A 24,378-nucleotide genomic window follows, 5' to 3' on the forward strand; every position below is an offset into this window, starting at 1 on the left:
TTTACAGGAGCGATGTATGTCCACCGATTCAGACGTTTCGACCGTAACCGAGCGCCCCCTCAAACCTGCGGCGTCCGAGAGCCTTCACGCACCCTGGCTCGAGTCCGTGATGCCGCATTGGCTGATTCAGGCGCCGGTGCACAGGAAAACCGAGCTCAAGCAGGCGCAGACAGTGTTCCCGCGCTGGTACACGCAAGCGACGCCGGCCCAGCGTCAGGTGGTCAATACCAGCTACAGGATGAGTTTTATTGCTCAGACGAGGCTGGACCGCTCCATGTCCACCTTCAAAGACATCGAAACCTTCGCCCGGCCGCTCCTGGCGCAGGCGCTGAAACACCGCTATCAGGTCGCCGTGGACCTGGATAACACGCTGTTGTGTCTCAGGCGACCGATACGCGCTGGCATTCTCGGCGAGGAAATCGGTTCATTCGAGGCATTGACGCTGCCGATGCTCCAGGCCGCTTTGCACAACTTCGAAAGTGATGAGTGTGCTTACGGCGCCTTTCACAGCAGCTCTGGCTTCGCAACCGCGACCGCCGTAAAAGGTGCCCTCAAGGCTGTTCCGGTGAATGTGTCGGTCAGGAACTACCTGAACCTGTGCCGCGAACTGGATATCGGTGCCCGGTACCAGGCTTATCTGACAAGGTTTTTCCATCCGGTCGATCCGGCCGCGGAAGCGAAGTTGCGCCGGCACTTCATCGCCAGTCAGAAAGCGGCCATGCGCGCGGCAGCCGAACGCGCACTGTTGACCAAGGATATTCAACCTGAAGATCACGCGATGATCCTCGCGGTGATCAACGGCGAAAGGCACCCGCGAATCGGCGACAAGCAGGTGTGGTTTCAAGACCTGGGCTTGATGCGGCACCGGCTGGTCGGATGTGTGGTGTTCAAGATCGCGCAAAAGTATGGCCCGGTCGACGCGGTAATTCTGTACGTCCCCAACGATCCGGAACACCCGCTCAAGCGCTATACCGGCACGCAAATGCAGGACACCTTCAAGCGCCTGTTGAGTGCTCGCGATGCGCAACAGGCGGACAGCACGACCCCTACGTCCTATCAACGATTCTTCAGTCAGTTCTTCCCATATGAGAAGCGTGCGTATTACTTCAGCCAATTCGTAAAGTCTGCAGACGGCGCATCGGATTGGCTGTCGTCACCGTGGCGCAAGATTCTGCAGACAACGTTGATTTTTGTAGAGATCTGGAAGACTTCACCGAAATATCAAAAAATGGTCCCGGATACCGATCCTTACGTGGCAGTTTCGTTGATGCCGCACCTTCAGGTATATCCCTGGGCGAGGAATAGCGACCTCTGGGCGTACTTGTACGAAAAACATCGTGACAAGCTAATCAACGACGCTCGTGGTCACGCGGTACCTACCGCCGACGTCGACGCCAAGGCGCGCGATGCCAAGCTGTCCGGGCTGCTGCAATTTGGTCTGCTGGCGCTGAACATGGCGTCCATGTTCGTTCCGGTACTGGGCGAAATCATGCTGGTTGTCATGACGGCCCAGTTGCTCTACGAAACTGTCGAAGGCGTGATCGAGTGGAGCGAGGGGGATAAACACGCCGCCAGGGCGCATCTTGTCGACGTTGCTGAAAACCTTGCGCAGATCGGTGCGATGGCCGCCGCAGGAGCAACATTCAATCGGGTGACAGCCGTTAAACCGGAGCCGGTGATCGAAGATCTGCACCCGGTGACGCTGCCTGATGGCAAGAGGCGCCTGTGGCGGCCGACCTTGCGCGGCTATGAACAAGCGCTCAGCCCCGGCAAGTTGTCGCGCCCCGACGCGGCGGGGCAGTACCGCGTCGCCGGCACAACCTGGATGCGCCAGGGCGGCAGGCTCTATGAGCAGACGTTTGACCGCTCCAGCGGGCACTGGCGGTTGAAACATCCCACCGATTCTCTGGCTTACCAACCGTTGCTCAGCCATAACGGCCACGGTGCCTGGCGCCTGAGCCTGGAACAGCCCATGGCGTGGGATCGCTTGACCCTGCTGCGACGCATCGGGCACCTCACCGATGGTTACTCCGATGACACCTTGCTGGCGCTGGCCGATATCAGCGGTATCAGCGATGGCGCCCTGCGCAAGATGCATCTGAATCAGTTGCCCCCGCCCCCTGAACTGCGAGACGCCATGCGCCTGTTCGATGCCGATGCACAGGCGAGGCAAATGGTCGAGCAATTGCGCGGAGCCAGGCCCATCGACGAGCACTACCTGTATGCAGTCCCGCTGGTCACCGAGATGCCCCGTTGGCCTGCCGATCGGGTTCTGGAGATGACAGCTGATCCGCACGGAGCAGGGCCGTCCATCCGCTATGGTGCGCAGAATACGCTGCCCGGTTCGGGCCACAAGCCCGCTATCCGCCTGACACGTACGCAAGTGTTGAACGGGGAAATGCCGGCGCGGATTCTGGCTGCGTTGGAAGAGCAGGAAATCAACTATCTGCTGGGACGCACGGCAGCACAATTTCGCCCGGCACGGCCCGATGAGTTCGGCAAACAACTCGCCGAGTACGCCTATACGCGTCAACCGGCGATTTTTGACAGTCTTTATCGGGGTACCGAATCGCCGAGTGCGCCCGTGCGCCTGTTGCAGCGTGAATGTCCCGCTCTCAGCGACGTGGCGGCTCAGGATGTGATCGAGCATGCTTCGACGCACGAGCTGGCCCGAATGGATGCGACCGGGCGTTCCCCTTTGAGAATGCTGGAAGAGGCTCGCTGGCATGTCCGCCATGGCCGCCAGGCCCGCGCATTTGCCGGTTTGCACAGCGAAAACCTGGCGTCGGCGGACAGTCGGCGACTGGCTTTGCACGCGCTGGAACAATTGTCTGGCTGGCCGCACTCGCTGCGTGTGGAAATTCGCGAGGGGAGCGTGACTGGCACCTTGCTCGACAGCATCGGCGAGCCGATGGCGCCGGTTAGACGCTATCTGGTGAAAAACGGACCCTTCTATCAAGCGTTCAATGATCACGCCCAGGCATTGAGCAGAGTCTCGAGGGTCCAGGACAGCTTTTACAGTTCGCTCATGCACGCGTTGCCTGAGGACACACGTTCATCAATCGGATTGTCCGTCGGCAACGCCCATGGTGAGCTGCAACAGAAAATCATCGAATCGGCCCACCTTCATCGAGCCGACGCTGCGCGATTGCTGTCACCGGCTGCAAAGTGGTTCAAACCGCCGGTACGCGTGGGCGCGGGACTGCTGGGTTATTACGCCAGTGGCCGTGGTACAGGCCTCAATCCGTCCCTCGAATCACGCATTGCGCATCTATACCCCGAGTCGCGCCAGGCACGGGCATTTCTCGCCCGGCAACACGGCCAGAGTGAAACGCAGATTCAGCTCGAACTGGAATCTCGCCGCCAGGATTGGGACGCGTTGAACGTTGCACTTGAGCGATGGCAGGCAGCGCCGAGTGATAGCCGCACTGCAACGCACAGGGCGCAACTGGCTCAGACACTGCGAGAGACATGGCGTAATGGTCCGCTGGACGGGCAGGCGGCGGAGGCGGCCCGCCTGACAATCCATTGCGACACGCCATTGCCCGAGCTGAGTACAGGCTTTCCCCACGTGCGTGAACTGGCCATCACCGGCATCGGCATAACCGACGCCAATGCGGACGGGTTTCTGGCGGCGTTCCCGAATGTCACCGATTTATGGCTCGGTGAATTGAGGCGCTATGGCCAGACACCTGTCACCCGACCGCTTAGCACATTGCCGGAGGCGGTTGAGCGGCTGCCCGGCCTGCGACGTCTGCGTTTCTCTACCGATGCGCCATTGCTCGCGGAAAGCTTTGCGCGAAGGCTGGGTGGACTGACTTCGCTGGAGGAACTGCGCATCGACTATCACGGATTCGATTCCACCACCTTGCATGGTCTTGACCTGCAATCGCTGACACGACTGCGCAGATTACGCATCGATGCGCCCCACGCGTTATGGCGATGGCCGGCATACGTTGAACGACTTCAGCAGCTCAGACGCCTTGACCTCACGCACACCTTGATCGAAACCTTGCCCGACTCGCTCTACAGCGGCCATGACAGACTCTGGGCCGCGCTATCGCTGGATTGGTCACGTGTCACCCCAGCGACGTTCCGCCGGGCCTATGAGTTTGTCAGCCGCCACTCCGGCCCGGGCGGCCACTTGCTCGATGTGCATCAGATGGTCAGTGAATATTGCCGCGCCGAACTCGATAGCATGGCCGTCGCGCCGGATAGCGCCGACCCTTTGCCGCAGGCATTCAACGCGGCCTGGTCAACACCGTCGGCAAGGGTGGCGGCGATCGAGCAGCTTCGGGCCGAACATGAGGCCATCTTCGCCGCGTTTTATCCGCCATCCCCGCGCCAGGGATCACACTATGCAGCGCCCGCGCGGCGCTGGTCGACAGGGGCCAGCGCGGACCTGTTACATACGCTGAAAAGCAGCTGGCACGGTGCGATTCGTCAGCGCTATGGCCTGGCAGCCGACGTTGAGCGCTTTAGCTTCGTCGAGCTGCCCGGTGCCACCACCGGTGTCGAGCTTCCTTCGTTGCCGGCCGGCAGTTTCGCCCATGTGCGCACGCTGCGTCTGGGAGGGCTGAACGTGCCCTCCGGCCAGGCGCGGGATTTTATTCGCGCCTTCAGTCATATCGAAACCCTTGAACTGGGGGGAAGTACGTTCACCGAGCTCCCTTTTGCAGCCCAGGAATTGCCCGCGCTGCGTCGGCTCGACGTGTCCGGTAACAGAATCACGGTGACGGCAATGGTCCAGCGCCAACTCAATGCGCTGCCACAACTGGTACGACTGAACCTGAGTCATAACCCGCTGGGGCGACTCGATGCAACGGCTTTGAGCGGGCTCGAGGCCTTGAATCTGAGATCGACGGATTTGCTGGCCTGGCCCACCGGGGCGGAAACTCTGCCACGGCTGTCATGGCTCGATTTACGAGACAACCGGATCGCGTGCCTGTCGCCGCAAGCGCTGGCGCATCCTGACGCATTGATGAGGACGAATCTGTCGGGCAACGCCTTCAGTGCCGACGGTGAGGCAGCTTTTCACGCGGCGCTGCAGCGCATCGAGCAGCAGCGGGGGTTGGGCCAGGGCACGTTGTCACGCTTCGCCGCAGAGCCGGTGCCAGAGCATTTTCCGCCGTTGGAAACCGGCGGTTCGTTCAGTGATCTGCTCCTGCCACTCCCGCAGCCGGCGCCTGTCAGTTCAGGCGCTTCGGGGCATTTGCAGCGGTTGGCGGTGATCCTCAATCGCGAACGGGCGCAACGCAGTCTGCTGGTGCTGCGAACACGGGCCTTGAATGACGCTCAGATCGATGCGCAGATCAGCCAATGGCATTTGAGCTGCGAGGCGCTGACCCGTCAGTTGAACGATTGGCTCTATACCAGGGAAGTACGAACGAACACTGTCCTGGTCAGTGCGCAAGTGCGTTCGCTGGTGGCCCGGCGAATCAGCGAGACGTGGCGCGACACCCTGACCCGACACCCCGGCGGAGACGGTCTGGAGCTCGAATTGGCAGGATTGCAGACCGGAGAACTGCCGGCGCTTGTGGTGCAGTTTCCGGGCGTGACGACGCTCGATCTGAGCGGTGCAGGGATCACGGCGCGGGGGAGCGCGGGTTTTCTCGACGGTTTTCCCGACCTCGAGACCTTGTATCTGAGTGGTAACGAACTGGGCGTGGTGCCTGCGCCGGTGCTGCACATGCGTCATCTCACGCGCCTGGACATGCAGTATTGCAGCTTGCGCAGTGCGACGAGTGTTTACCCTTTGCTGGGCAACGCGCGGCTGCGCACGCTGGATTTGAGTTACAACGAACTTCGTGTTTTCAATCCGCCCGATTATGGCGTGATCGAGTCTCTGGATCTGCGCTACAATCAACTGAGCGAATGGCCTGACGGTGTGTTGCGGGCGCCCGGGTTGCAGGCCCTGAACCTCAGCGGTAACGCCATCGCGGAAATCCCCGCGGCGCTTTTCGATGGCGATCATTCGGGTCTGATCGCAGGCACTGATCTGTCAGAAAATCGCAGTTTGTCGCTTTCTGCATTGCAAGACCTCAGGCGTTACAGCCGCGAGCGCGCCATACCGCATGTGCTGGGTATGACGCGCGCGCAGGTTGAGACGATGATCAACCGTCAGGTGTTCGGTGATCTGTTCGGGATTCCTGAAGACGGTGCTCCAACCGATAACGCTGGCGGCGTTGTCGACGATCCCCATGCGCAGGTATTTCCTGCCGAGAAGGTTTTTGATCCAGCCAATGATGTCGCGCCACGCTCACGCGATCCGTGGCTTGTGGACAGCGATCCGCAGTGGGTTGCGCGAAGAGCCGAGCTCTGGGCGCAATTGGCGCAAGAGCCGAATCACGAGCGGTTTTTCCAGTTGCTGCGCTTGTTGCTCGATACGCAGGATTACAGGCTGCTGCGAGGCGATCTGACGCAAAGAGTCTGGCGTGTCATGGAGGCCGCTGAGGAAAATACCGAACTGCGGCAACTGTTGTTTCAGGGCGCCGAGACCCACGGCACCTGTCCGGACGGGCGGATACTGACATTCAGTGATTTGGAAGTGCGGGTCGCGGTCTATCACCAGTTGCGTGACATTCCGTTGAATCGAATGGCGTCCAGAGGTCGGGCGCTGCTGCGTCTGTCGCGGCAACTGTTTCGCCTGGATCGTGTCGAGACGCTGGCTGAAGCCGCCGGTGTGGGTATGGATCGTGCGGAAGTGCGCCTTAAATATCGTATCGGTTTGACGGGCGGCTGGGGCGACGGTGTCGATTTACCTGGCCAGCCCGCGTCGATGATTTATGACGTTCCGCTGAGTGATGAACTGCTGGAGTACACCCGCGCCTCGATTCTTGAGGCAGAGGGCACCGATGCGCTGTCCGTAAGCATGGCAGAGCGCGACTACTGGATCTCTTACCTGCAAGATCTCCACCCACAAGAGATGGCCGCGCTGGACGTTGCGGTTGACGAGCGACGCCAGCAACTGTGGGACCAGCTCAATCAGCGTCTCGCCCGCAATGAACTGGGTTCCGAGGAATACGACCTTGAGCTGAACAGGTTGGGCAAGGCCATGGACGTGCTGCGCACACAGAAACGCGCCGAGCTGACACGCCGGGTGATCAGCGAGCTGAACAGCTTCGCTGCGGAATCCGAACAACCCGGCCGCCTGCCACCAACATCCGGTTCCTGAGGGCACCTTGCTGAGGCGGTCCGAGGCAGGCCAAGTCACATCCGCTTACCACTGCTGGTTGCGCAATACCCGGATAACGCAGAAGCGATAACGCGACATGGTTTGCTGAGCGCTCCATCAACAAGGAGTGACCATGATCGCTATTTCCTCAAAACCCGTGTCGACGCAGCCTGCGTCGACCGATCAGCCGGCAGACGCCAGTCGGTCAGTAAAGCTCGTTGCCACGCAAAGCCTGCACGGCGAGTTTCTCGAAGCTTCGATCCCGCAATGGTTGACCGACGCTTCGCCGCAACGGCGCGAAGCTTTCAAGGCGGTTGCGACAGCATTGCCAGCCTGGTATCAGGATGCGACGCCGGCCCAGCGCAAAACCGTGGACGACACGTTCAAGGCCAGTGTCATCGCCCAGAACAGTCTCGACAAGCGCATGGCGAAACTTCAGGACGTCGAGACGTTTGCCCGGCCATTAGTCATCAAAGCGCTGAAAGACAAACACTCGCTGGATATCGATGTCGACAAAACGCTGCTGTGTCTGCGCCGCCCGGTGGAGATGGGTATCCAGCAAATCGAACTGGCCTCATTCGAGGTGCTCAAGATAACGCTGCTGGAAGCCGCACTGCACAACTTCGAAGCTGGCGAATGCGAAGGGACCTACCATTCGAGCTCTGGTTTTGTGGTGGCAGGGTCCACGGCGCAGACGTTCGACCATGTGAGCATCGGTATTTCGGTCAGCCAGTTTCTGCACCTGTGCCGCGATCTGGATATCGGCCAGCAATACCAGACTTACCTGCAAGAATTTTTTCATCCTGAGAAGGCGGTGGCGGAGGCAGTGCTTGCCGAACGCTTCATTGCCGCGCAGAAGGCGACGCTGCGCGCTGCGGCCGAGCAGGCGCTATTGCAAAAGGATATCGAGGCGGCGGATCACGCGATGATCGTCTCGGTGATTGACGGCGAGATGCATCCCTGGATGGGGAAAAAACAGGTCTGGTTCAAGGACCTGGGGTTGATGAAAAAAAGACTCACCGGCTGCGTCGCGTTCGTCATCTGCGAGAAATACCGCTATACCGACGAACTGATCCTTTACATCCCGCACGATCCTGAACATCCGCTCAAGCGCTACACGTTCCAGCAGATGCGCGACGAGCTCAAACGCTTGCTCACTGCACGCGACGCTCCGCAACAGACGGGCGCGGAGCCCACCGCCTACCAGCGCTTTCTCAGCCAGTTCCTGCCTTATGACCAGCGTCCCGAGTATTTCAGCCAGTTCAGGCAAAAGGCGCCTGACTCACCCGGCGATGGCTGGGATCTGCTGCGCTCGCCATGGCTGTCGGTGCTGCAGGGCTTCACCGCCGGCTCGGCGTTCACCCGCATTCAGCAGGTACCGCCCGAACGCCAGGTCAAATGGGAGCCAGTGGCGGACCCTTACATCGCACCGTCCACCCTGGGACGCAAGGGGCAGGGACTTTGGGCTCCCAACGAGGACCTGTGGCAATACCTCTATAGCCAGAACCGCACCAAGCTGATCGATGATGCCCGAAGCCATGCGGTACCGACTGCCGAGGTAGACGCGCGAGCAAGGGACGCCAAACTGGCGCATCTGATGCAACTCGGCATGCTCGGTCTGAACATGGTCTCGATGTTCGTGCCTGTGTTGGGCGAAGTGATGATGGTGGTGATGGCCGGGCAACTGCTCTATGAAACGCTTGAGGGCGCAATCGAATGGGCCGAGGGCGATCGGCGGGCGGCCAAGGATCATTTGATCGATGTGGCAGAAAACCTTGCGCAGATTGCGCTGATGGCCGGTGTGGGCGCCGCAGTAAGGAAAATCTCAAGCGCCAAAGCCGTGCCGGTCATTGAAAGTCTGCATCCGGTGAAGTTGCCCAACGGCGAAACCCGGCTGTGGAAACCCGACTTGAGCGCTTACGAGTCGGCTGTCGCACTGCCTGTCAGTCCCGGGCCAAACAGTGCCGGCCAGCACGTGCTTGAGGGTAAAACCTATATTCGCCAGAGCGGCAAGGTCTATGAGCAGTTTTTCGATGAATCGATCGGCAAATGGCGGATCAGCCATCCGACCGACATCAACGCCTGGCAGCCGGTGCTCCACAGCAATGGAAGCGGTGCCTGGCGGCATACTCTGGAACGTCCGCAGGATTGGGATCGTCTGACCCTGTTGCGGCGCATCGGCCATGCAACCGAAGCGTTTTCCGATGCACAGCTGATCAAGGCTGCCGATATCAGCGGTGTCAGTGAAGCCGCGCTGCGCAAGATGCACATTGATTCTTCGCTGCCACCACCGGAACTGACCCAGGCCATGCGCATGATGCAAGCAGACGGCAACGCGGCACTGGTTGTCGAGCAGTTGCGCGGGACAAAACCGATCGATGAACTGTACCTCTACGCGTTGCCGCTGATCACCGAAATGCCGCGCTGGCCGGAGAACCGGGTGCTGGAAGTCTTCGACGGCGAGCAATTGTCCGGCAAGTTCGTCAGGTATGGCGCCGCGCGGCGGTTTCGCGATGTCGGCGTCAAGCCACCCATTCAGATATCGCGGGCCGATATCTTCAGCGGTGAACTGCCAGCACGTATTCTCGCAGGGCTGGACGAGTCAGAAATCACTCGGCTCCTCGGCGAGCAAGGGGCACGCGTGCGCAATGGCCGACCGGCAGAGTTTGGCAAGCAGATCGCCGACTACGCCAACACCCGCCAGCCGGCGATTTACGACAGCATTCATTCGGGCACCGACCCCGTCGATCCGCAGGTCGCGCGCTTGCAGAAGGCCTGCCCGGGACTCAGTGAACCGGCGGCGCAAACGGTGCTGGCACATGGTCGACCCGATGATCTTCAGCGACTCGGCTCAGGGCAACGAGTACCGCTGCGCCTGTTGGAGGAGGCCCGCTGGTACGCGCGGCAAAGTCGACAGGTAGCGGCATATGCCGGTCTGCGCAGCGAAAACGTCGCGTCTGCGGACAGCCGGCGCCTGGCGATGCACACGCTGGAGCAATTGGCGGGTTGGCCCGACAGCCTTCGCATTGAAGTACGCGAAGGCCACGACGCCGGCATGCTGCTCGACAGCATCGGCAGTGAAACCGCCGGCGAGAAAAAATACCTGATCAAAACAGGCGTTCAGTTTCAGGCATACAACGAGCGCGGTGAGGCACTCAACAGCCTGCCTCGCGACGGCGACAATTTTTACTCCTCGATCATGCATGCCCTGCCTGATCATGCGCGCCGCGGCCTCGGTGTCCCTGAGGTCGGGCAGTCCGCAGAGTTGCAAGCAAAGATCATCGATCACGCCGACCAGCACCAGGCCGATGCACCCGCGTTGCTGGCACCTCAGGTCAAGTGGATAAAGCCCCCGGTGCGGGTGAACGCTACCTTGATCGGTTATCCCGCCAGTGGACGCGGCGCGGGATTGGCACCGAACCTGCTGGCTCACATCCAGGATATCTACCCGCAATTGAGCGACGAACAGGCTCGTGGCTTTCTCCTTGACCAGTATCGGGCAGGAAAAAACGACCGGGCCATTTTCGAGCTGTTGCAATCACGTCGGCGTGAGTGGGAACAGCTCAATGCGACGCTGGATGAATGGGCGGGGACAGCGACGGCGGCGCCCTGGGAACGCTCCGGAACGAATTACAAGTTTCGCACCGCGCAAGCGCTGAAAACCTGCTGGCGCAACGCTTTGTCCACTGGGGTCGCGGGTGCCGATCAACTGTCGATTCTCACCTACGATCCTCTGCCAGAGATGACCGTCGACTTTGCTCACGTGCGTGAACTGTCGATTGGCGGCGGAGGTTTGACCGACGCCAATGCCGATGCCTTCCTGGCGCGATTTGCCAATATCGAAAAGTTGTCGCTGGGGGAGCGGGGCAGTCTGTTCGGCACCTACATGGAGCACGAGCAGTCACTGACGACCTTGCCCCTGAGCGTGACCCGCATGTCCGCGTTGAAAAAGCTCAAGTTCCGAACGCCAGCGCGGGTGATGGCTGCCGATCTGTCGACAAGATTGCGTAGCCTGACCGCGGTTGAGGAGCTTCATCTCGATTTTCCCGGCGGCGCAGGCAGCCCGCCCGAGCTGGACCTGGCTCCCCTTGAACGACTGAAGAAACTCAAGATTGAAGCGCCGGGCCTGACGCAGTGGCCGGCTTATGTGGAACAACTGCCTGAACTGGAGCGTCTGGATCTGACGCAGACCGCCATCGCATCCCTTCCACAGACCCTCTATGTCGGGCACGAGAGACTCTGGGCCGGTTTGTCCCTGGACTGGTCGAGGTTCTCCCACGGAGCGTTCAAACCGGCTTACGACTATGTGAAAAACTACATGGGGGAATGGGGGCATCTGGTTGATCTGGACTTGATGGTCCGCCGCTACTGCGCCGGGGAACTGCAGTTTCTGACGGGTGAGGCCGGCCGTCTCAACCCGTTACCTCAGCGCATCATGAGTCTGTGGAACACACCGGAGACCCGACTTGGAGCCGTGGAGATTCTGCGCGTGGAGCACAGCGCAATTTTCCGCCAGTTCTACGAGGCCAGCGCATCCGCAGAGTTGCGTACGGCGACGCCGGCAGCGCGCTGGCAAGCGCCGCCCAATGCCCGGGTGGTTCGTGCACTGGAAAAAAACTGGCGCGCGGCCATACGCCGGCGTTATCGCTTGAACGATGACGTTCGTCCCTTCAATGCTGAGGACTGGATATCCGCCAGCGATCTGGACGACGCCAGCATGTTTGAACTGGTTGACACCGCCTGGGCGCTGGGCGCGGAGTCGGTGAGTGAGCTGCCGCAATTGCCGGCCGGTACGTTTGCTCATGTACAGCGGGTTCGGCTGGACCGCTTGACTGTGCCGGTCGAACAAATCCGCGGCTTTCTCCAGGCGTTCAGTGGCGCCACAAGCCTGGAGGTCACCGCCTGCGGATTGACCGAAGTGCCGGTGCGGCCAGCCGATTTGCCCCGGCTCACACAGCTGGACCTGTCTTTCAACCGAATCGCCGTGACCCCTGAGGTGCAAGATCAATTCGACGCGCTGAGCAATCTCGAACATCTCAATGCCCGCCTCAATCGGCTGGACACACTGGACGTTTCTCGCCTGACCGGCCTCAGGACGCTCAACCTCAGCTCAAACGGGCTCAATGTGTGGCCGAAGGGGGCGGAGAACCTGGCGCATTTGCAAGCAATGGATTTGCGGCATAACACCATCGGCTCGCTCCCCGATCACGTGCTTGCCGACAACGCTGTGCTGCTCAAGACCAGGCTGCTGAACAACCGCTTCAGTGTCGGCGGCGAAGCGAGCCTAAAGGCGGCGCAGCGACGTATCGAAATGACCTTGGGTTTGCCCGAAGGGGCGCTGCAACGGTTCGAATCGCAAGCGCCATCGTTACCCGCCGGTTCCAGCGGTGCCACGCCTGACACGGCACTCAATCGCGCTGCTCATCTCTTGCCACTGCCATCTGTCTCGGTCATTCAGCAAGGCACCGACATGCATCGCGCAGTGCTGGAAATCTTTCCGTCACTGTCGCTTGAAAAGGCCCAGGCCAGCGTTGAGCGTTTACGCACTGAAGGCCTGTCCCCTGAGCAAATGGTCGGCAGACTGAATCAGTGGCAAGCAAGTAACGAGGCGTTGACGCGTGAGTTGAACGGCTGGATCTTCAACCCGGCGCAAGGGGCTGGTGAAGGGGCGTCGTCAACAAGATTCTTTGATGCCTCCAGGATCCGCGCTTGCTGGCGGGACGGGCTCACCGGCCATACCGAATCCGCCGGACGCACGCTGAGCCTGTCAGCGGGCGGCTTGGGTGATTTGCCTGCGCTGTCGAACGTGTTTTCCCATGTGCGGACGCTGGACCTGACCGGGGCCAAATTTTCCGTCGAGAGTTTCAACCTCTTCTGCCCGGCGTTTCCTGAGTTGACCACGCTGATGCTCAATGGCACGGGCCTGGCACGCCTGCCGGAAGCTGTCGGCAGTCTCAGCCGGCTCGAACGGCTGGAATTGAGCGGCAATCGCCTGGCCGTGGCGCAATCGGTGTATCAGCACGCGAGCGGGGCGCGGCTGCGCTGGCTCGACCTCAGTCACAATCAGCTGGAAGAATTCAACGCCGCAACCTACAGCAGTCTGCAAACCCTCAACCTCGGCCAGAACGGCCTGGATTTCTGGCCTGAAGGCGTGCTTGAACTGGCGCATCTGCAAAGGCTGGACCTGTCGGGCAACAACATCATGGTTTTCCCGGACCGGCTGTTGGGCGGCAATCATGAGGCGCTCGTGGCAGGCACCGATCTGTCGGAGAACTCGCTGTCGCTTAACGCATTGGAGCAGATCAGGGACTACAGCGTCGCGCATGGCGGCAGTGACGTGCTGGGCTACACGCCGGAGTCCTTGCAGCGCTTGATCGCCGAGCGTATGAGCGACTCGGAAAGCGATAGCGGATCCGAATCGGATTCGGATCGGGGTTCGGACCCCGACTCCGATAGCGACGATGGTGATGATCCGCGTGGCGGAGGCGGTGGCGGTAGCAGTAGCAGGCCCGTGGATATGCATGCCGGTGTGGAGGCTGCGGAGGTGATTGCCAATCCGGCGCAGGACGTGGCGACGCCGGCGATGGACATATGGATGACCTATACGCATGCAGATGCGCGTGCAGCACGGCAAGCGCTATGGCTGCAATTGGCTCGACAGGCCAACCATGAGGCGTTCTTTCATTTGCTCTCGACCTTGCCCGACACCCTGGAATTCAGGTTTGCCGGTGCCGATCTGACCCACCGGGTCTGGCAAGTGATCCAGGCTGCCACGGAAAATGCTGAACTGCGCGAGCTGTTGTTTTTCAACGCCGAAACCCACGGCACGTGCCCCGATGGCCGGATCCTGTCGTTCAGCGAACTGGAGACCCGCGTCTATGAATACAACGCTCTGCGCGACATTCCGCGGCATCGTCAGCTGCAACGCGGCCGAGCGCTGCTTGATCTGACTCGACGGCTGTTTCGCCTGGAAAGGGTGGATCGACTGGCCGAAGCCGCCGCCAGGAACAAGGATCGCGCGGAAGTCCGCCTGCAATACCGCATCGGCCTGACACGCGGCTGGCCGGACGACCTGGAGTTGCCGGCGCAACCCGAACACATGTTGTACGCCTCACCGATTCGCGGGCGACGATTGCTCAATGCGCGTGCCTCGGTTCTCGCGGACGAGGCATCACCCATGTTTCTGGAGGATCTGATTGCGCGGGACTACTGGATCCGCTATTTGCAGGATCGCCACGCCGAGGCGTTCGAGGCACTTGAACGCGACGCTACCAGGCGGCACGAAGCGGTCGAGGATGCCTACCCGGACAGAGAAAACAGCGATTATCTGGACGCGATGAGGGTGCTTGAAATCGAACTGGCGGACGCGCGTATCGAGAAACTCAAGGCTCTGACTCGCACAGAACTGGAGAGCCTGGCGTCGCAGGATGCGGGAGCGTCGCCATCGGCACCGTCGTCACCGAAACCCGGACCTTCGTGGCGCCGCGACTGAGTGATCGAGCAGACCTGGGAGCAGCGCGCTCCCAGGTCTGCTCGACTCAGCTGTCGTAACCCAGATTCGGCGCCAGCCAACGCTCGGTCACGCTCAGGTCCTGGCCTTTGCGCGCGTTGTAACTCTGCACTTGATCCTTGTCGATCTTGCCCACGGCAAAGTACTGCGCCTGCGGATGGGCGAAGTACCAGCCGCTGACCGCTGCGGCGGGGAACATTGCGTAGTGTTCGGTGAGGAACACGCCACTGCGCCCGGCGCGCATTTCCGCAGCCTCTGGATCGAGCAGGGTGAACAGCGCGGCTTTCTCGGTGTGATCCGGGCAGGCCGGGTAGCCGGGAGCAGGGCGGATGCCACGGTATTGCTCTTTGATCAGCGCATCGTTGTCGAGCGTTTCATCCTTGGCATAACCCCAGTGCTCTTTTCGCACCTGCTGGTGCAGCCATTCGGCGCAGGCTTCGGCCAAGCGGTCGGCGAGAGCCTTGACCATGATCGAGTTGTAGTCGTCGCCGGCGTCCTGATAGGCCTTGGCCACTTCTTCGGCACCGATGCCGGCGGTGGTGATAAAGCCGCCGACGTAGTCGGTGACTTCGCTGTCCTTCGGCGCCACGAAGTCGGCGAGGCAGAAGTTCGGCTTGCCGTCGGTCTTGATGATCTGCTGACGCAAGTGATGCAGCTTGGCCAGCGGCTTGCCGTTGTCGTCGTACAGCTCGATGTCGTCTTCGTTGACCTGATTGGCCGGCCAGAAACCGAACACCGCACGGGCGCTGATCAGTTTTTCGTCGATGAGCTTGGCGAGCATTTCCTGCGCGTCCTTGTACAGCGCAGTGGCGGCTTCACCGACCACTTCGTCTTCGAGGATGCGCGGGAACTTGCCGGCCAGGTCCCAGGAAATGAAGAACGGTGTCCAGTCGATGTACTCGGCCAGTACCTTCAAATCGATATTGTCGAGCACCTTGCTGCCGGTGAAGGTCGGTTTGACTGGCTGATAATTGGCCCAGTCGAATTGCGGCTTCTTCGCGATCGCGGCGGCGTAGCTCAGGCGTTCGGTACGGGCGCTGCGATTGGACGTACGCTCGCGCACGTCGATGTATTCCAGGCGGGTCTTCTCGACGAACCCGGCCTTGAGCTCCTTGGACAACAACTGGGTTGCCACGCCAACGGCGCGCGAGGCGTCGGTCACGTAGACCACGGCATCGTTGCTGTACTTCGGCTCGATCTTCACCGCGGTGTGCGCTTTCGACGTGGTCGCGCCACCGATCATCAGTGGCAGGTGGAAATCCTGACGCTGCATTTCACGGGCAACGTGAACCATCTCGTCCAGCGACGGCGTGATCAGGCCGGAAAGGCCGATGATGTCGCATTTTTCTTCTTTGGCGACCTGCAGGATTTTTTCGGCCGGGACCATTACGCCGAGGTCGACAATGTCATAGCCGTTGCAACCGAGCACCACGCCGACGATGTTCTTGCCGATGTCGTGCACGTCGCCCTTGACCGTAGCCATGAGGATCTTGCCCTTGGCTTCCGGCTTGTCGCCTTTCTCCAGTTCGATAAACGGGATCAAGTGCGCCACGGCCTGCTTCATCACGCGCGCGGATTTCACCACTTGCGGGAGGAACATTTTGCCGGCGCCGAACAGGTCGCCGACGATGTTCATGCCGGACATCAACGGGCCTTCGATCACTTCGATCGGCCGCGCAAACGACTGGCGGGATTCTTCGGTGTCCTCGACGATGTGCGTGGTGATGCCCTTGACCAGCGCGTGTTCCAGACGTTTGTTGACGTCCCAGTTACGCCACTCTTCGGTCTCGGCTTCCTTGACGCTACCGTCGCCCTTGTACTTGTCGGCGATGGCGAGGAGGGCGTCGGTGCCGTCCGGAGTGCGGTTGAGGATCACGTCTTCGACCGCGTCGCGCAGCTCGACCGGGATCTGATCATAGATCTCCAGTTGACCGGCGTTGACGATGCCCATGGTCAGCCCGGCGCGGATCGCGTAGAGCAGGAACACCGAGTGAATCGCCTCACGCACCGGGTTGTTGCCACGGAACGAGAACGACACGTTGGACACGCCGCCGGAGCTCAGCGCGTACGGCAGCTCATCGCGGATGTAGGCGCAGGCATTGATGAAGTCGACGGCGTAGTTGTTGTGCTCTTCGATGCCGGTGGCGACGGCGAAGATGTTCGGGTCGAAGATGATGTCTTCCGGCGGGAAGCCGACTTCATTGACCAGAATGTCGTAGGAGCGTTTGCAGATCTCTTTCTTGCGCGCTTCGGTGTCGGCCTGACCGGCTTCGTCGAAGGCCATCACCACCACCGCAGCGCCGTAGCGCTTGCACAGCTTGGCGTGATGGATGAACTGCTCGACGCCTTCTTTCATGCTGATCGAGTTGACGATGCCCTTGCCCTGGATGCACTTGAGGCCGGCTTCGATGACTTCCCATTTCGACGAGTCGATCATGATCGGCACGCGCGAGATATCCGGTTCGCCGGCGATCAGATTGAGGAAGGTCACCATGGCCTTCTTCGAATCGAGCATGCCCTCGTCCATGTTGATGTCGATGATCTGCGCGCCGGCCTCGACCTGCTGCAGAGCGACTTCGAGGGCTTCGGTGTAGTTGTCTTCACGGATCAGGCGGGCGAATTTTGCCGAACCGGTGATGTTGGTGCGCTCGCCAACGTTGACGAACAGCGAGCTGCGATCGATGGTGAACGGCTCCAGACCGGAGAGGCGGCAGGCCTTGGGAATCTCCGGGATCTGACGTGGCGCGTAACCGGCCACGGCTTTGGCGATGGCTTCGATGTGGCCCGGGGTGGTACCGCAGCAACCGCCGACGATGTTGAGGAAACCGCTCTGGGCGAATTCCTCGATGACTTTGGCGGTTTGCGAGGGCAGTTCGTCGTACTCACCGAATTCATTCGGCAGGCCGGCGTTCGGGTGCGCGGATACGTGGGTGCTGGCCTTGTTCGACAGCTCTTCCAGGTACGGACGCAGTTCGCTGGCGCCGAGGGCGCAGTTCAGGCCAACGGAAATCGGCTTGGCGTGCGCTACCGAGTTCCAGAACGCCTCGGTGGTCTGGCCCGACAACGTACGGCCGGAGGCGTCGGTGATGGTCCCGGAAATCATGATCGGCAATTCGAGGTGCAGCTCTTCGAACACACCTTGCACGGCAAAGATCGCCGCTTTGGCGTTGAGGGTGTCGAAAATGGTTTCGATCAGAATCAGGTCGGCGCCGCCCTCGATCAGGCCTTTGGTGGCTTCGGTGTAGTTTTCCACCAGCTCATCGAAGGTCACGTTGCGGTAGCCGGGATTGTTGACGTCGGGCGACAGCGAGCAGGTGCGGCTGGTCGGGCCGAGCACGCCGGCAACGAAGCGCGGCTTGGCCGGGTTTTCGGCGGTCTTGGCGTCGGCAATCTTGCGCGCTAGACGTGCACCTTCTACGTTTAACTCGTAGGCCAGCTCTTCCATGCCGTAATCGGCCATGGAAATGCGCGTGGCGTTGAAAGTGTTGGTTTCGAGAATGTCGGCGCCGGCGTCCAGATAGGCTTTTTCGATACCGCCGATCACGTCCGGACGGGTGATCACCAGCAGGTCGTTGTTGCCCTTGACGTCGCTCGGCCAGTCCGCGAAGCGCTTGCCGCGATAATCCTGCTCTTCGAGCTTGTAGCTCTGGATCATCGTGCCCATCCCGCCGTCGAGAATCAGGATGCGCTCTTTGAGGGCTTGCTTGAGAGCTTGAAGGCGGACGCTGCGATCGGACATGTGGACTACTCGAAAAGACCATTACGAAGGAGCGCGATCATAGCAAACCTGTGCGCTTTTGGAGCATGTGCAGCTTTTGCATGAATATCGCTCATGTTGGTACGAGCGTCATAACGGTAGAATCGCAGCCTTTTTTTATCATCGAGATCAGCAACATGCCGCACCGCTTCATCAGTTTATGGTTGCTGGTCCTGAGCGGGAGCGTTGCGGCGCAAGATCCTGCCATTTCTTCTTCCATCTCCTACACCCGCGATATCCAACCGATCTTCACCGAGAAGTGCGTAGCCTGCCATGCCTGCTATGACTCGGCCTGTCAGCTCAATCTGGGCAGTGGCGAAGGCGCTGCTCGTGGCGCGAGCAAGATGCCCGTGTACGACGGCGAACGCACTCAGGCAGCACCGACCACGCGCCTGTTTTACGACGCCTTCGGCAAGCGCGCCTGGCAGCAGAAAGACTTCTATTCGGTGCTCGATGCCCAGGGCAGTCAGGCTGCGCTGATGGCACGCATGCTTGAACTCGGCCACAAGACGCCGCTGACGCCGAACGCCAAGCTGCCCGAAGACATTGTCCTGGGGCTCAATCGCAACAATCTATGCGCAATGCCTGCGGAGTTCGACGGATATGCCGGCGCGCACCCGAAAGAGGGCATGCCGCTGGCGGTCACTGGCCTGACCGACCAGCAATACCAGACCCTGCAGCGCTGGCTGGCGTCTGGCGCGCCGATCGACGAACAGAGCCTGGCACCGAGTGCCAAAGAGGCGATGCAGATCCTGCAGTGGGAAAACCTGCTCAACGCCCCCGGTGCGCGGCAGAGTCTGGTGGGGCGCTGGTTGTTCGAACACTGGTATCTGGCGCACATTTATTTCAAGGACGGCGAGCCGGGGCATTATTTCCAGTGGGTGCGTTCGCGCACGCCGAGCGGCCAGCCGATCGACCTGATCGCCACGCGCCGCCCCAACGACGACCCGGGCACCCAGGTGTATTACCGCTTGTGGCCGGTGCAGGGGGTGATCGTGCACAAGACGCACATCACTTATCCGCTGAGCGCGGCGAAAATGGCGCGGATCAAGAGCCTGTTCTACAGCGGCAACTGGCAGGTCAACGCGTTACCGGGTTACGGCCCGCAAAGCCGCGCCAATCCGTTTGCCACCTTCGAGGCGATTCCGGCGCAGGCGCGCTATCAGTTCATGCTCGATAACGCTGAATACTTCGTCCGCACCTTCATTCGCGGCCCGGTGTGCCGTGGGCAGATCGCGACCGACGTGATCCGCGACAACTTCTGGGCGCTGTTCCAGGCGCCGGAACATGATCTCTACATCACCGACCCGAACTACCGTGGCCAGGCCACGCCGCTGCTGGCGATGCCGGGGCAGAACGACGATGTCGGCAGCGTGCTGAGTCTGTGGCGCAACTACCGCGACAAGCGCAACGAATACGAGGCACTGCGCCGTGACAGCTACGCCGATCTGCCGGCGCCGAGCTGGTCGACGCTGTGGGCCGGCAACGACAACGCCTTGCTGAGCATTTTCCGCCACTTCGACAGCGCTTCGGTGACCAAGGGGCTGATCGGTGAGGTGCCGCAAACCATGTGGCTGTTCGACTATCCGCTTCTGGAACGCACCTACTACCAGCTCGCGGTCAATTTCGACGTGTTCGGCAACGTTTCCCATCAGGCGCAGACCCGTCTGTATTTCGACCTGATCCGTAACGGCGCCGAGCAGAACTTCCTGCGCCTGATGCCCGCCGACTCACGTGAGGATTACCTCAACGATTGGTACCAGGACGGCGGCCAATTCAAGATGTGGCTCGATTACGAGGCCATCGATGACGACAAACCGACCGCGCTGAAGCTCGACGAAAAAGACCCGAAACACGATTTCGCCATGCAGTTGCTGGCGCGCTACGGTGATCTGAACGCGCGGCCAGACCCGATCAATCGCTGCGACGGCGCTTATTGCTCGCGACCGAATATCGATCCGGCGTTGCAGAACGCCGAGCAGGCCTTGAGCCGTCTGGCCTCGCGACCGGCCGCAGGGTTGAAAGTCATCGACCAGATGCCCGAAGCGACCTTGCTGCGCGTTGAAACCGCCAGTGGCAAGCGCGAGGTATACAGCGTGCTGCGCAACCGCGCGCACAGCAACGTGGCGTTTTTGCTCGGGGAGTCGCTGCGCTATCAACCGGGTCTCGACACCTTGACGATCTATCCGGGCGTACTCACCAGTTACCCGAACTTCATGTTCAACGTCCCGGCCGAGCAGGTGCCAGCGTTTGTCGATGCGATGGAGAATGCCAGGGATGCCAATCGGTTCGAAAAAATCGTCGAACGCTGGGGCATTCGTCGCAGTCATCCGCAGTTCTGGCTGTATTTCCACGATCTGAGCCAGTACATCCACGAAACCGATCCGGTGGAAGAGGGTGTGCTGGATATGAACCGGTACGAGAACCTTTGAGCATTCGCAGGCATATGCCGGGATTCTTTCCCGACAAAAATACTAGGACTTTGTCAGCCGCGCCGATTGGCGTAAACTGCGCCCAAGCCTGCGAGGAGTTTTTATGACCGCTATTACCATTACCGACGCCGCCCATGATTACCTGGCTGATCTGCTCTCCAAGCAGAACACCCCGGGCATCGGCATCCGTGTCTTCATCACCCAGCCTGGCACCCAGTACGCCGAAACCTGCATTGCCTACTGCAAGCCGGGCGAAGAGAAGCCTGAAGACACCGCGCTGGGGCTGAAAAGCTTCACCGCTTACATCGATTCCTTCAGCGAAGCGTTTCTTGACGACGCCGTTGTCGACTATGCCACCGACCGTATGGGCGGCCAGCTGACCATCAAGGCGCCAAATGCCAAGGTGCCGATGGTCAATGCCGACAGCCCGGTCAACGAGCGCATCAACTACTACCTGCAAACCGAGATCAACCCGGGGCTGGCCAGCCACGGCGGTCAGGTCAGCCTGATCGATGTGGTCGAGGACGGCATTGCCGTGTTGCAGTTCGGTGGCGGTTGCCAGGGCTGCGGCCAAGCTGACGTGACCTTGAAGGAAGGCATCGAGCGTACTCTGCTCGAGCGCATCCCGGAGCTCAAGGGCGTTCGCGACGTGACCGATCACACGCAGAAAGAAAACGCCTACTACTAAGGCGTTCGCTGCGAACATGAAAAACGGCGCCCCGTGAGCGCCGTTTTTTATGCCTGTGGCTTGATCATGCCCACGCTCCGCGTGGGCATGCAGCCCGGGACGCTCCGCGTTCCACTCACGGTCGGTACAAATGCGCATGCCCGGCGCGATACAACGAAGACTCGCTGAACACCTCGCTGCCCAGCACCCGCCCGACCAGAATCAGCGCCGTACGCCGAAACCCTTTGGCCTCGACCTTTGCGGCAATGTCCGTGATTGTACCGACGACCCAGTCCTGATCCGGCCATGTTGCGCGGTGAATCACGGCAATCGGGCAGTCCGCGCCGTAATGCGGCAGCAGTTCAACCAGTATCTTTTCCAGGTGATTGACCCCCAGATGAATCGCCATGGTCGCACCATGTTGCGCCAGGCTGGCCAGCTCCTCGCCAACGGGCATCGCGGTCTTGTCGGCGTAACGGGTCAGGATCACGCTTTGCGAAATGTCCGGCAGGGTCAACTCGGCGCCCAGCAGCGCTGCGCATGCAGCCGTCGCGGTCACGCCCGGAATGATCTCGAAAGGAATGCTCAGCTCACGCAAGTAGCGGATCTGCTCACCAATCGCGCCGTACAGACCTGGATCCCCCGAATGCACGCGGGCAACATCCTGGCCTTTGGCATGGGCCGTCCTGATCAGGTCGATGATCTGTTCCAGATGCAGTTCAGCGCTGTTGACCACGGTTTCGGCCTGATGACCTTCCAGCACCGCTGCGGGTACTAGCGAGCCGGCATAAATGATCACCGGGCAGCTGCGAATCAGCCGTTGGCCTTTGACGGTGATGAGTTCCGGGTCGCCGGGGCCGGCGCCGATGAAGTAGACAGTCATCGTTGAATCCTTGTGAAGAGGCGCAGGCACACTGCAGATGAAACGTGCTCATGATCAATGGCGGGGATTATCGGGATTTTATGCAGCGCCGGCCAATGCCAGCGTGGCCTGCGCATATTTCTGCCGGTGGATCAGCAGTTTTGCCGGCGCCTGAATCAACTGCTCGGCCAGCGCCAGCGCGGCGCTTTCCGCCACGCCGTAGCAGCCGGTGCGTTCAAAGGCGATCTGCGATTGATGGCTGAGGCGCTGTTGATAGGGCGCCAGCTCGGCACTGTTGAAATACTGCAGCGGCAGGTTCAATTGTGTGGCCAGTTCCAGCAACCCCGGTTCGTCGCGTTTGAGGTCGATACTCGCCAAAGCCTTGACCGCTCGCAAATCGATGCGGTGCGCCTGCAACGCTTGATCGAGTAGTGCACGCAGCGTACTGGCCGGGCAGCCACGCTGGCAGCCGAGGCCGACCACGAAGGTCGGCGCTGCGCGGTCATCGGTCATGCCTGATATGGGCCTGCGCTTTTGCGGCGGAACAACCATGCACTGATCAAGCCCAAGGCCAGCCAGAACGCGACGTTGGTCAGCTGCGAAGCGATTTTAAACTGGGTTTCCAGTGCCTCTGGGGCAAGCATCGAATGCACCTGCGGTTGCGGCGCGCCGATCACATGGGGCACGGCGAGAATCGCCACACCGAGAAGCTTCATCAGCCAGTGGCGGCTGAAGGCGACCAGTGCCAGGCCGACGGCGGTCGAAGCGGCAGTGCCGATCCACCAGATCTGCCGCGAAGCCAGATCGGCAGCCGCAGTGCCCGGCAATTCAGGTGGCAGGCCCAAGGTCGGCGCGAGAACGAACGTCGCGTAACCGGCCAGACCCCAGAGCAGCCCTTGCGAGGTTTTGGTCGGCGCGCGCAAGGTGTACAGGCCGGCGAGCATCAGGGCGAAACCCACCGCCACCACCAGATTGCCGCCAGTGGTCGAGACCACGCGCTGCCAGCCGTCTTCCGGCTCCCAGGCCTCGCCATCATGGCTGTGGGCGGCGGTGCCGGCGGCGTGTTCGTGAATTTGCGCGACCGGTTCGGATTTCTCGAAGGATTCGGCCTGCAGAATCAGTGGCGATACCCAGAAACTCTGCAGCAGGGTCAGCAGCAGGGCGGCGAGCAAGCCGGTGAAGCCTGCGGTTTGCGCGATACGCTTGATCATCTCGGCAGGCCTCAGTGGCACGGGAACGCGGCGCTGTGGCGGGTATCGTGGGCGGCGTTGTGCACCGCTTCGATGTGCGAGAAACCGGCGAACCAGACCAGGCTGGCACCGAGGATCGAGGCGAAGAGGGCGGCGGCGACGCGTTGGCCGAGTGTGGTGCTGCTGGAAATGTGGTCAGTGTGGCTGACGGTATTGCTGATGATCGACATAGCGCTTCCCTCTGAAATGTCAGCGGGTAAACAGAGCGCATGAAAATCCCTGCGAGCCGGGCACGCAGGGATTTCGAACAGCGCCCGCCCACCGCGGGTTTGTTTGTGGTCAGCGGCGCTTGCGCGCGCTGGGTGTTGCGGGCCGGTCTCCGGGCTCGCGAGGGGTTGGCACGAGGCCGACCTGCAAGCATCACCTTCCCATGCCGGTGCACAGTGGATCTGACGCTTCGCTCGCTTACCGTTGCGGGGGCAGCACCGGACTGACATGGCCTTGAGTAAAGCACATGATTCACCGGTTTCCCGTTTCACCCTGTGAAGGGCACCCGTAACAAGGTGGGCAGGAGAACATGGGTTTGGGTTTTTAGTCAATTTCCGGGGAGTTTTCGGTGCTGCGGTGGGGGTGTTTTTCTGATGTTTTTGTGTGTATATCCGTTGCTGCGGGTGTTGCTGATTACGGTTTCGCCCTTACGGCGAGGCACTTTTTCCAAGCGCCGAAAAAGTACCCAAAAAGGCTTGCTCCTACGTTCGGCCCTCGCAGGCTCGGGTTCCTTCGCTG

9 protein-coding genes and 1 riboswitch are annotated in these 24,378 nt (G+C 60.8%); of the genes, 4 read left to right on the top strand and 5 right to left on the bottom strand.

All coding sequences use genetic code 11. The annotated features are described in order from the left end of the window. The first annotated feature begins 16 nt into the window (after positions 1 to 16). A complete protein-coding gene (locus tag ACYSTU_RS26035) occupies positions 17 to 7,174 on the top strand; it encodes an NEL-type E3 ubiquitin ligase domain-containing protein (protein WP_499002500.1) in 7,158 nt (2,385 codons plus the stop codon). A 133-nt stretch (positions 7,175 to 7,307) separates the two neighbouring features. After that, positions 7,308 to 14,666, top strand: a complete 7,359-nt coding sequence (locus ACYSTU_RS26040) for a dermonecrotic toxin domain-containing protein (protein ID WP_499002503.1) — start codon at positions 7,308 to 7,310, stop codon at positions 14,664 to 14,666. A 46-nt stretch (positions 14,667 to 14,712) separates the two neighbouring features. Here ACYSTU_RS26040 and metH read toward each other — a convergent pair whose 3' ends face one another. Next, positions 14,713 to 18,423: a methionine synthase gene (gene metH, locus ACYSTU_RS26045; RefSeq protein ID WP_499002505.1), complete on the bottom strand. Its 3,711-nt coding sequence runs from the start codon at positions 18,421 to 18,423 to the stop codon at positions 14,713 to 14,715. 155 nt (positions 18,424 to 18,578) lie between these two features. On the opposite strand from metH, the gene ACYSTU_RS26050 reads away from it, so the two are divergent. Together ACYSTU_RS26050 and nfuA are read left to right on the top strand one after the other, a co-directional pair. Next, positions 18,579 to 20,873, top strand: coding sequence for a fatty acid cis/trans isomerase (locus tag ACYSTU_RS26050; protein WP_499002508.1), 2,295 nt, complete (start codon positions 18,579 to 18,581; stop codon positions 20,871 to 20,873). A gap of 103 nt (positions 20,874 to 20,976) precedes the next feature. Then, positions 20,977 to 21,561, top strand: coding sequence for a Fe-S biogenesis protein NfuA (gene nfuA / locus ACYSTU_RS26055; protein WP_003225494.1), 585 nt, complete (start codon positions 20,977 to 20,979; stop codon positions 21,559 to 21,561). 115 nt (positions 21,562 to 21,676) lie between these two features. Here nfuA and cobM read toward each other — a convergent pair whose 3' ends face one another. The 4 genes from cobM to ACYSTU_RS26075 form a co-directional block, all read right to left on the bottom strand. Continuing rightward, complete coding sequence (cobM, locus tag ACYSTU_RS26060) at positions 21,677 to 22,423, bottom strand: precorrin-4 C(11)-methyltransferase (RefSeq protein WP_499002512.1); 747 nt, start codon at positions 22,421 to 22,423, stop codon at positions 21,677 to 21,679. Between the two features lie 78 nt (positions 22,424 to 22,501). Then, complete coding sequence (locus ACYSTU_RS26065) at positions 22,502 to 22,915, bottom strand: cobalamin biosynthesis protein (protein WP_024012735.1); 414 nt, start codon at positions 22,913 to 22,915, stop codon at positions 22,502 to 22,504. Beyond that, positions 22,912 to 23,613, bottom strand: a complete 702-nt coding sequence (locus ACYSTU_RS26070) for a CbtA family protein (protein ID WP_499002515.1) — start codon at positions 23,611 to 23,613, stop codon at positions 22,912 to 22,914. Before ACYSTU_RS26070 ends, ACYSTU_RS26065 begins: the two co-directional genes overlap by 4 nt. Positions 23,614 to 23,624: 11 nt before the next feature. Next, positions 23,625 to 23,822 (bottom strand): CbtB domain-containing protein, encoded by a 198-nt coding sequence (locus ACYSTU_RS26075; protein WP_016774486.1) that lies wholly within the window; start codon positions 23,820 to 23,822, stop codon positions 23,625 to 23,627. Positions 23,823 to 23,945: 123 nt separating this feature from the next. Next, positions 23,946 to 24,164, bottom strand: a riboswitch (cobalamin riboswitch). Positions 24,165 to 24,378 lie beyond the last annotated feature (214 nt).

It is taken from the genome of Pseudomonas glycinis (assembly GCF_054871425.1).

Bases quoted from the DNA above. Each gene is read 5' to 3' on its own strand.
- ACYSTU_RS26035 (WP_499002500.1), top strand. From the start codon at position 17: ATGTCCACCGATTCAGACGTTTCGACCGTAACCGAGCGCCCCCTCAAA.
- ACYSTU_RS26040 (WP_499002503.1), top strand. From the start codon at position 7,308: ATGATCGCTATTTCCTCAAAACCCGTGTCGACGCAGCCTGCGTCGACC.
- metH (WP_499002505.1), bottom strand. From the start codon at position 18,423: ATGTCCGATCGCAGCGTCCGCCTTCAAGCTCTCAAGCAAGCCCTCAAA.
- ACYSTU_RS26050 (WP_499002508.1), top strand. From the start codon at position 18,579: ATGCCGCACCGCTTCATCAGTTTATGGTTGCTGGTCCTGAGCGGGAGC.
- nfuA (WP_003225494.1), top strand. From the start codon at position 20,977: ATGACCGCTATTACCATTACCGACGCCGCCCATGATTACCTGGCTGAT.
- cobM (WP_499002512.1), bottom strand. From the start codon at position 22,423: ATGACTGTCTACTTCATCGGCGCCGGCCCCGGCGACCCGGAACTCATC.
- ACYSTU_RS26065 (WP_024012735.1), bottom strand. From the start codon at position 22,915: ATGACCGATGACCGCGCAGCGCCGACCTTCGTGGTCGGCCTCGGCTGC.
- ACYSTU_RS26070 (WP_499002515.1), bottom strand. From the start codon at position 23,613: ATGATCAAGCGTATCGCGCAAACCGCAGGCTTCACCGGCTTGCTCGCC.
- ACYSTU_RS26075 (WP_016774486.1), bottom strand. From the start codon at position 23,822: ATGTCGATCATCAGCAATACCGTCAGCCACACTGACCACATTTCCAGC.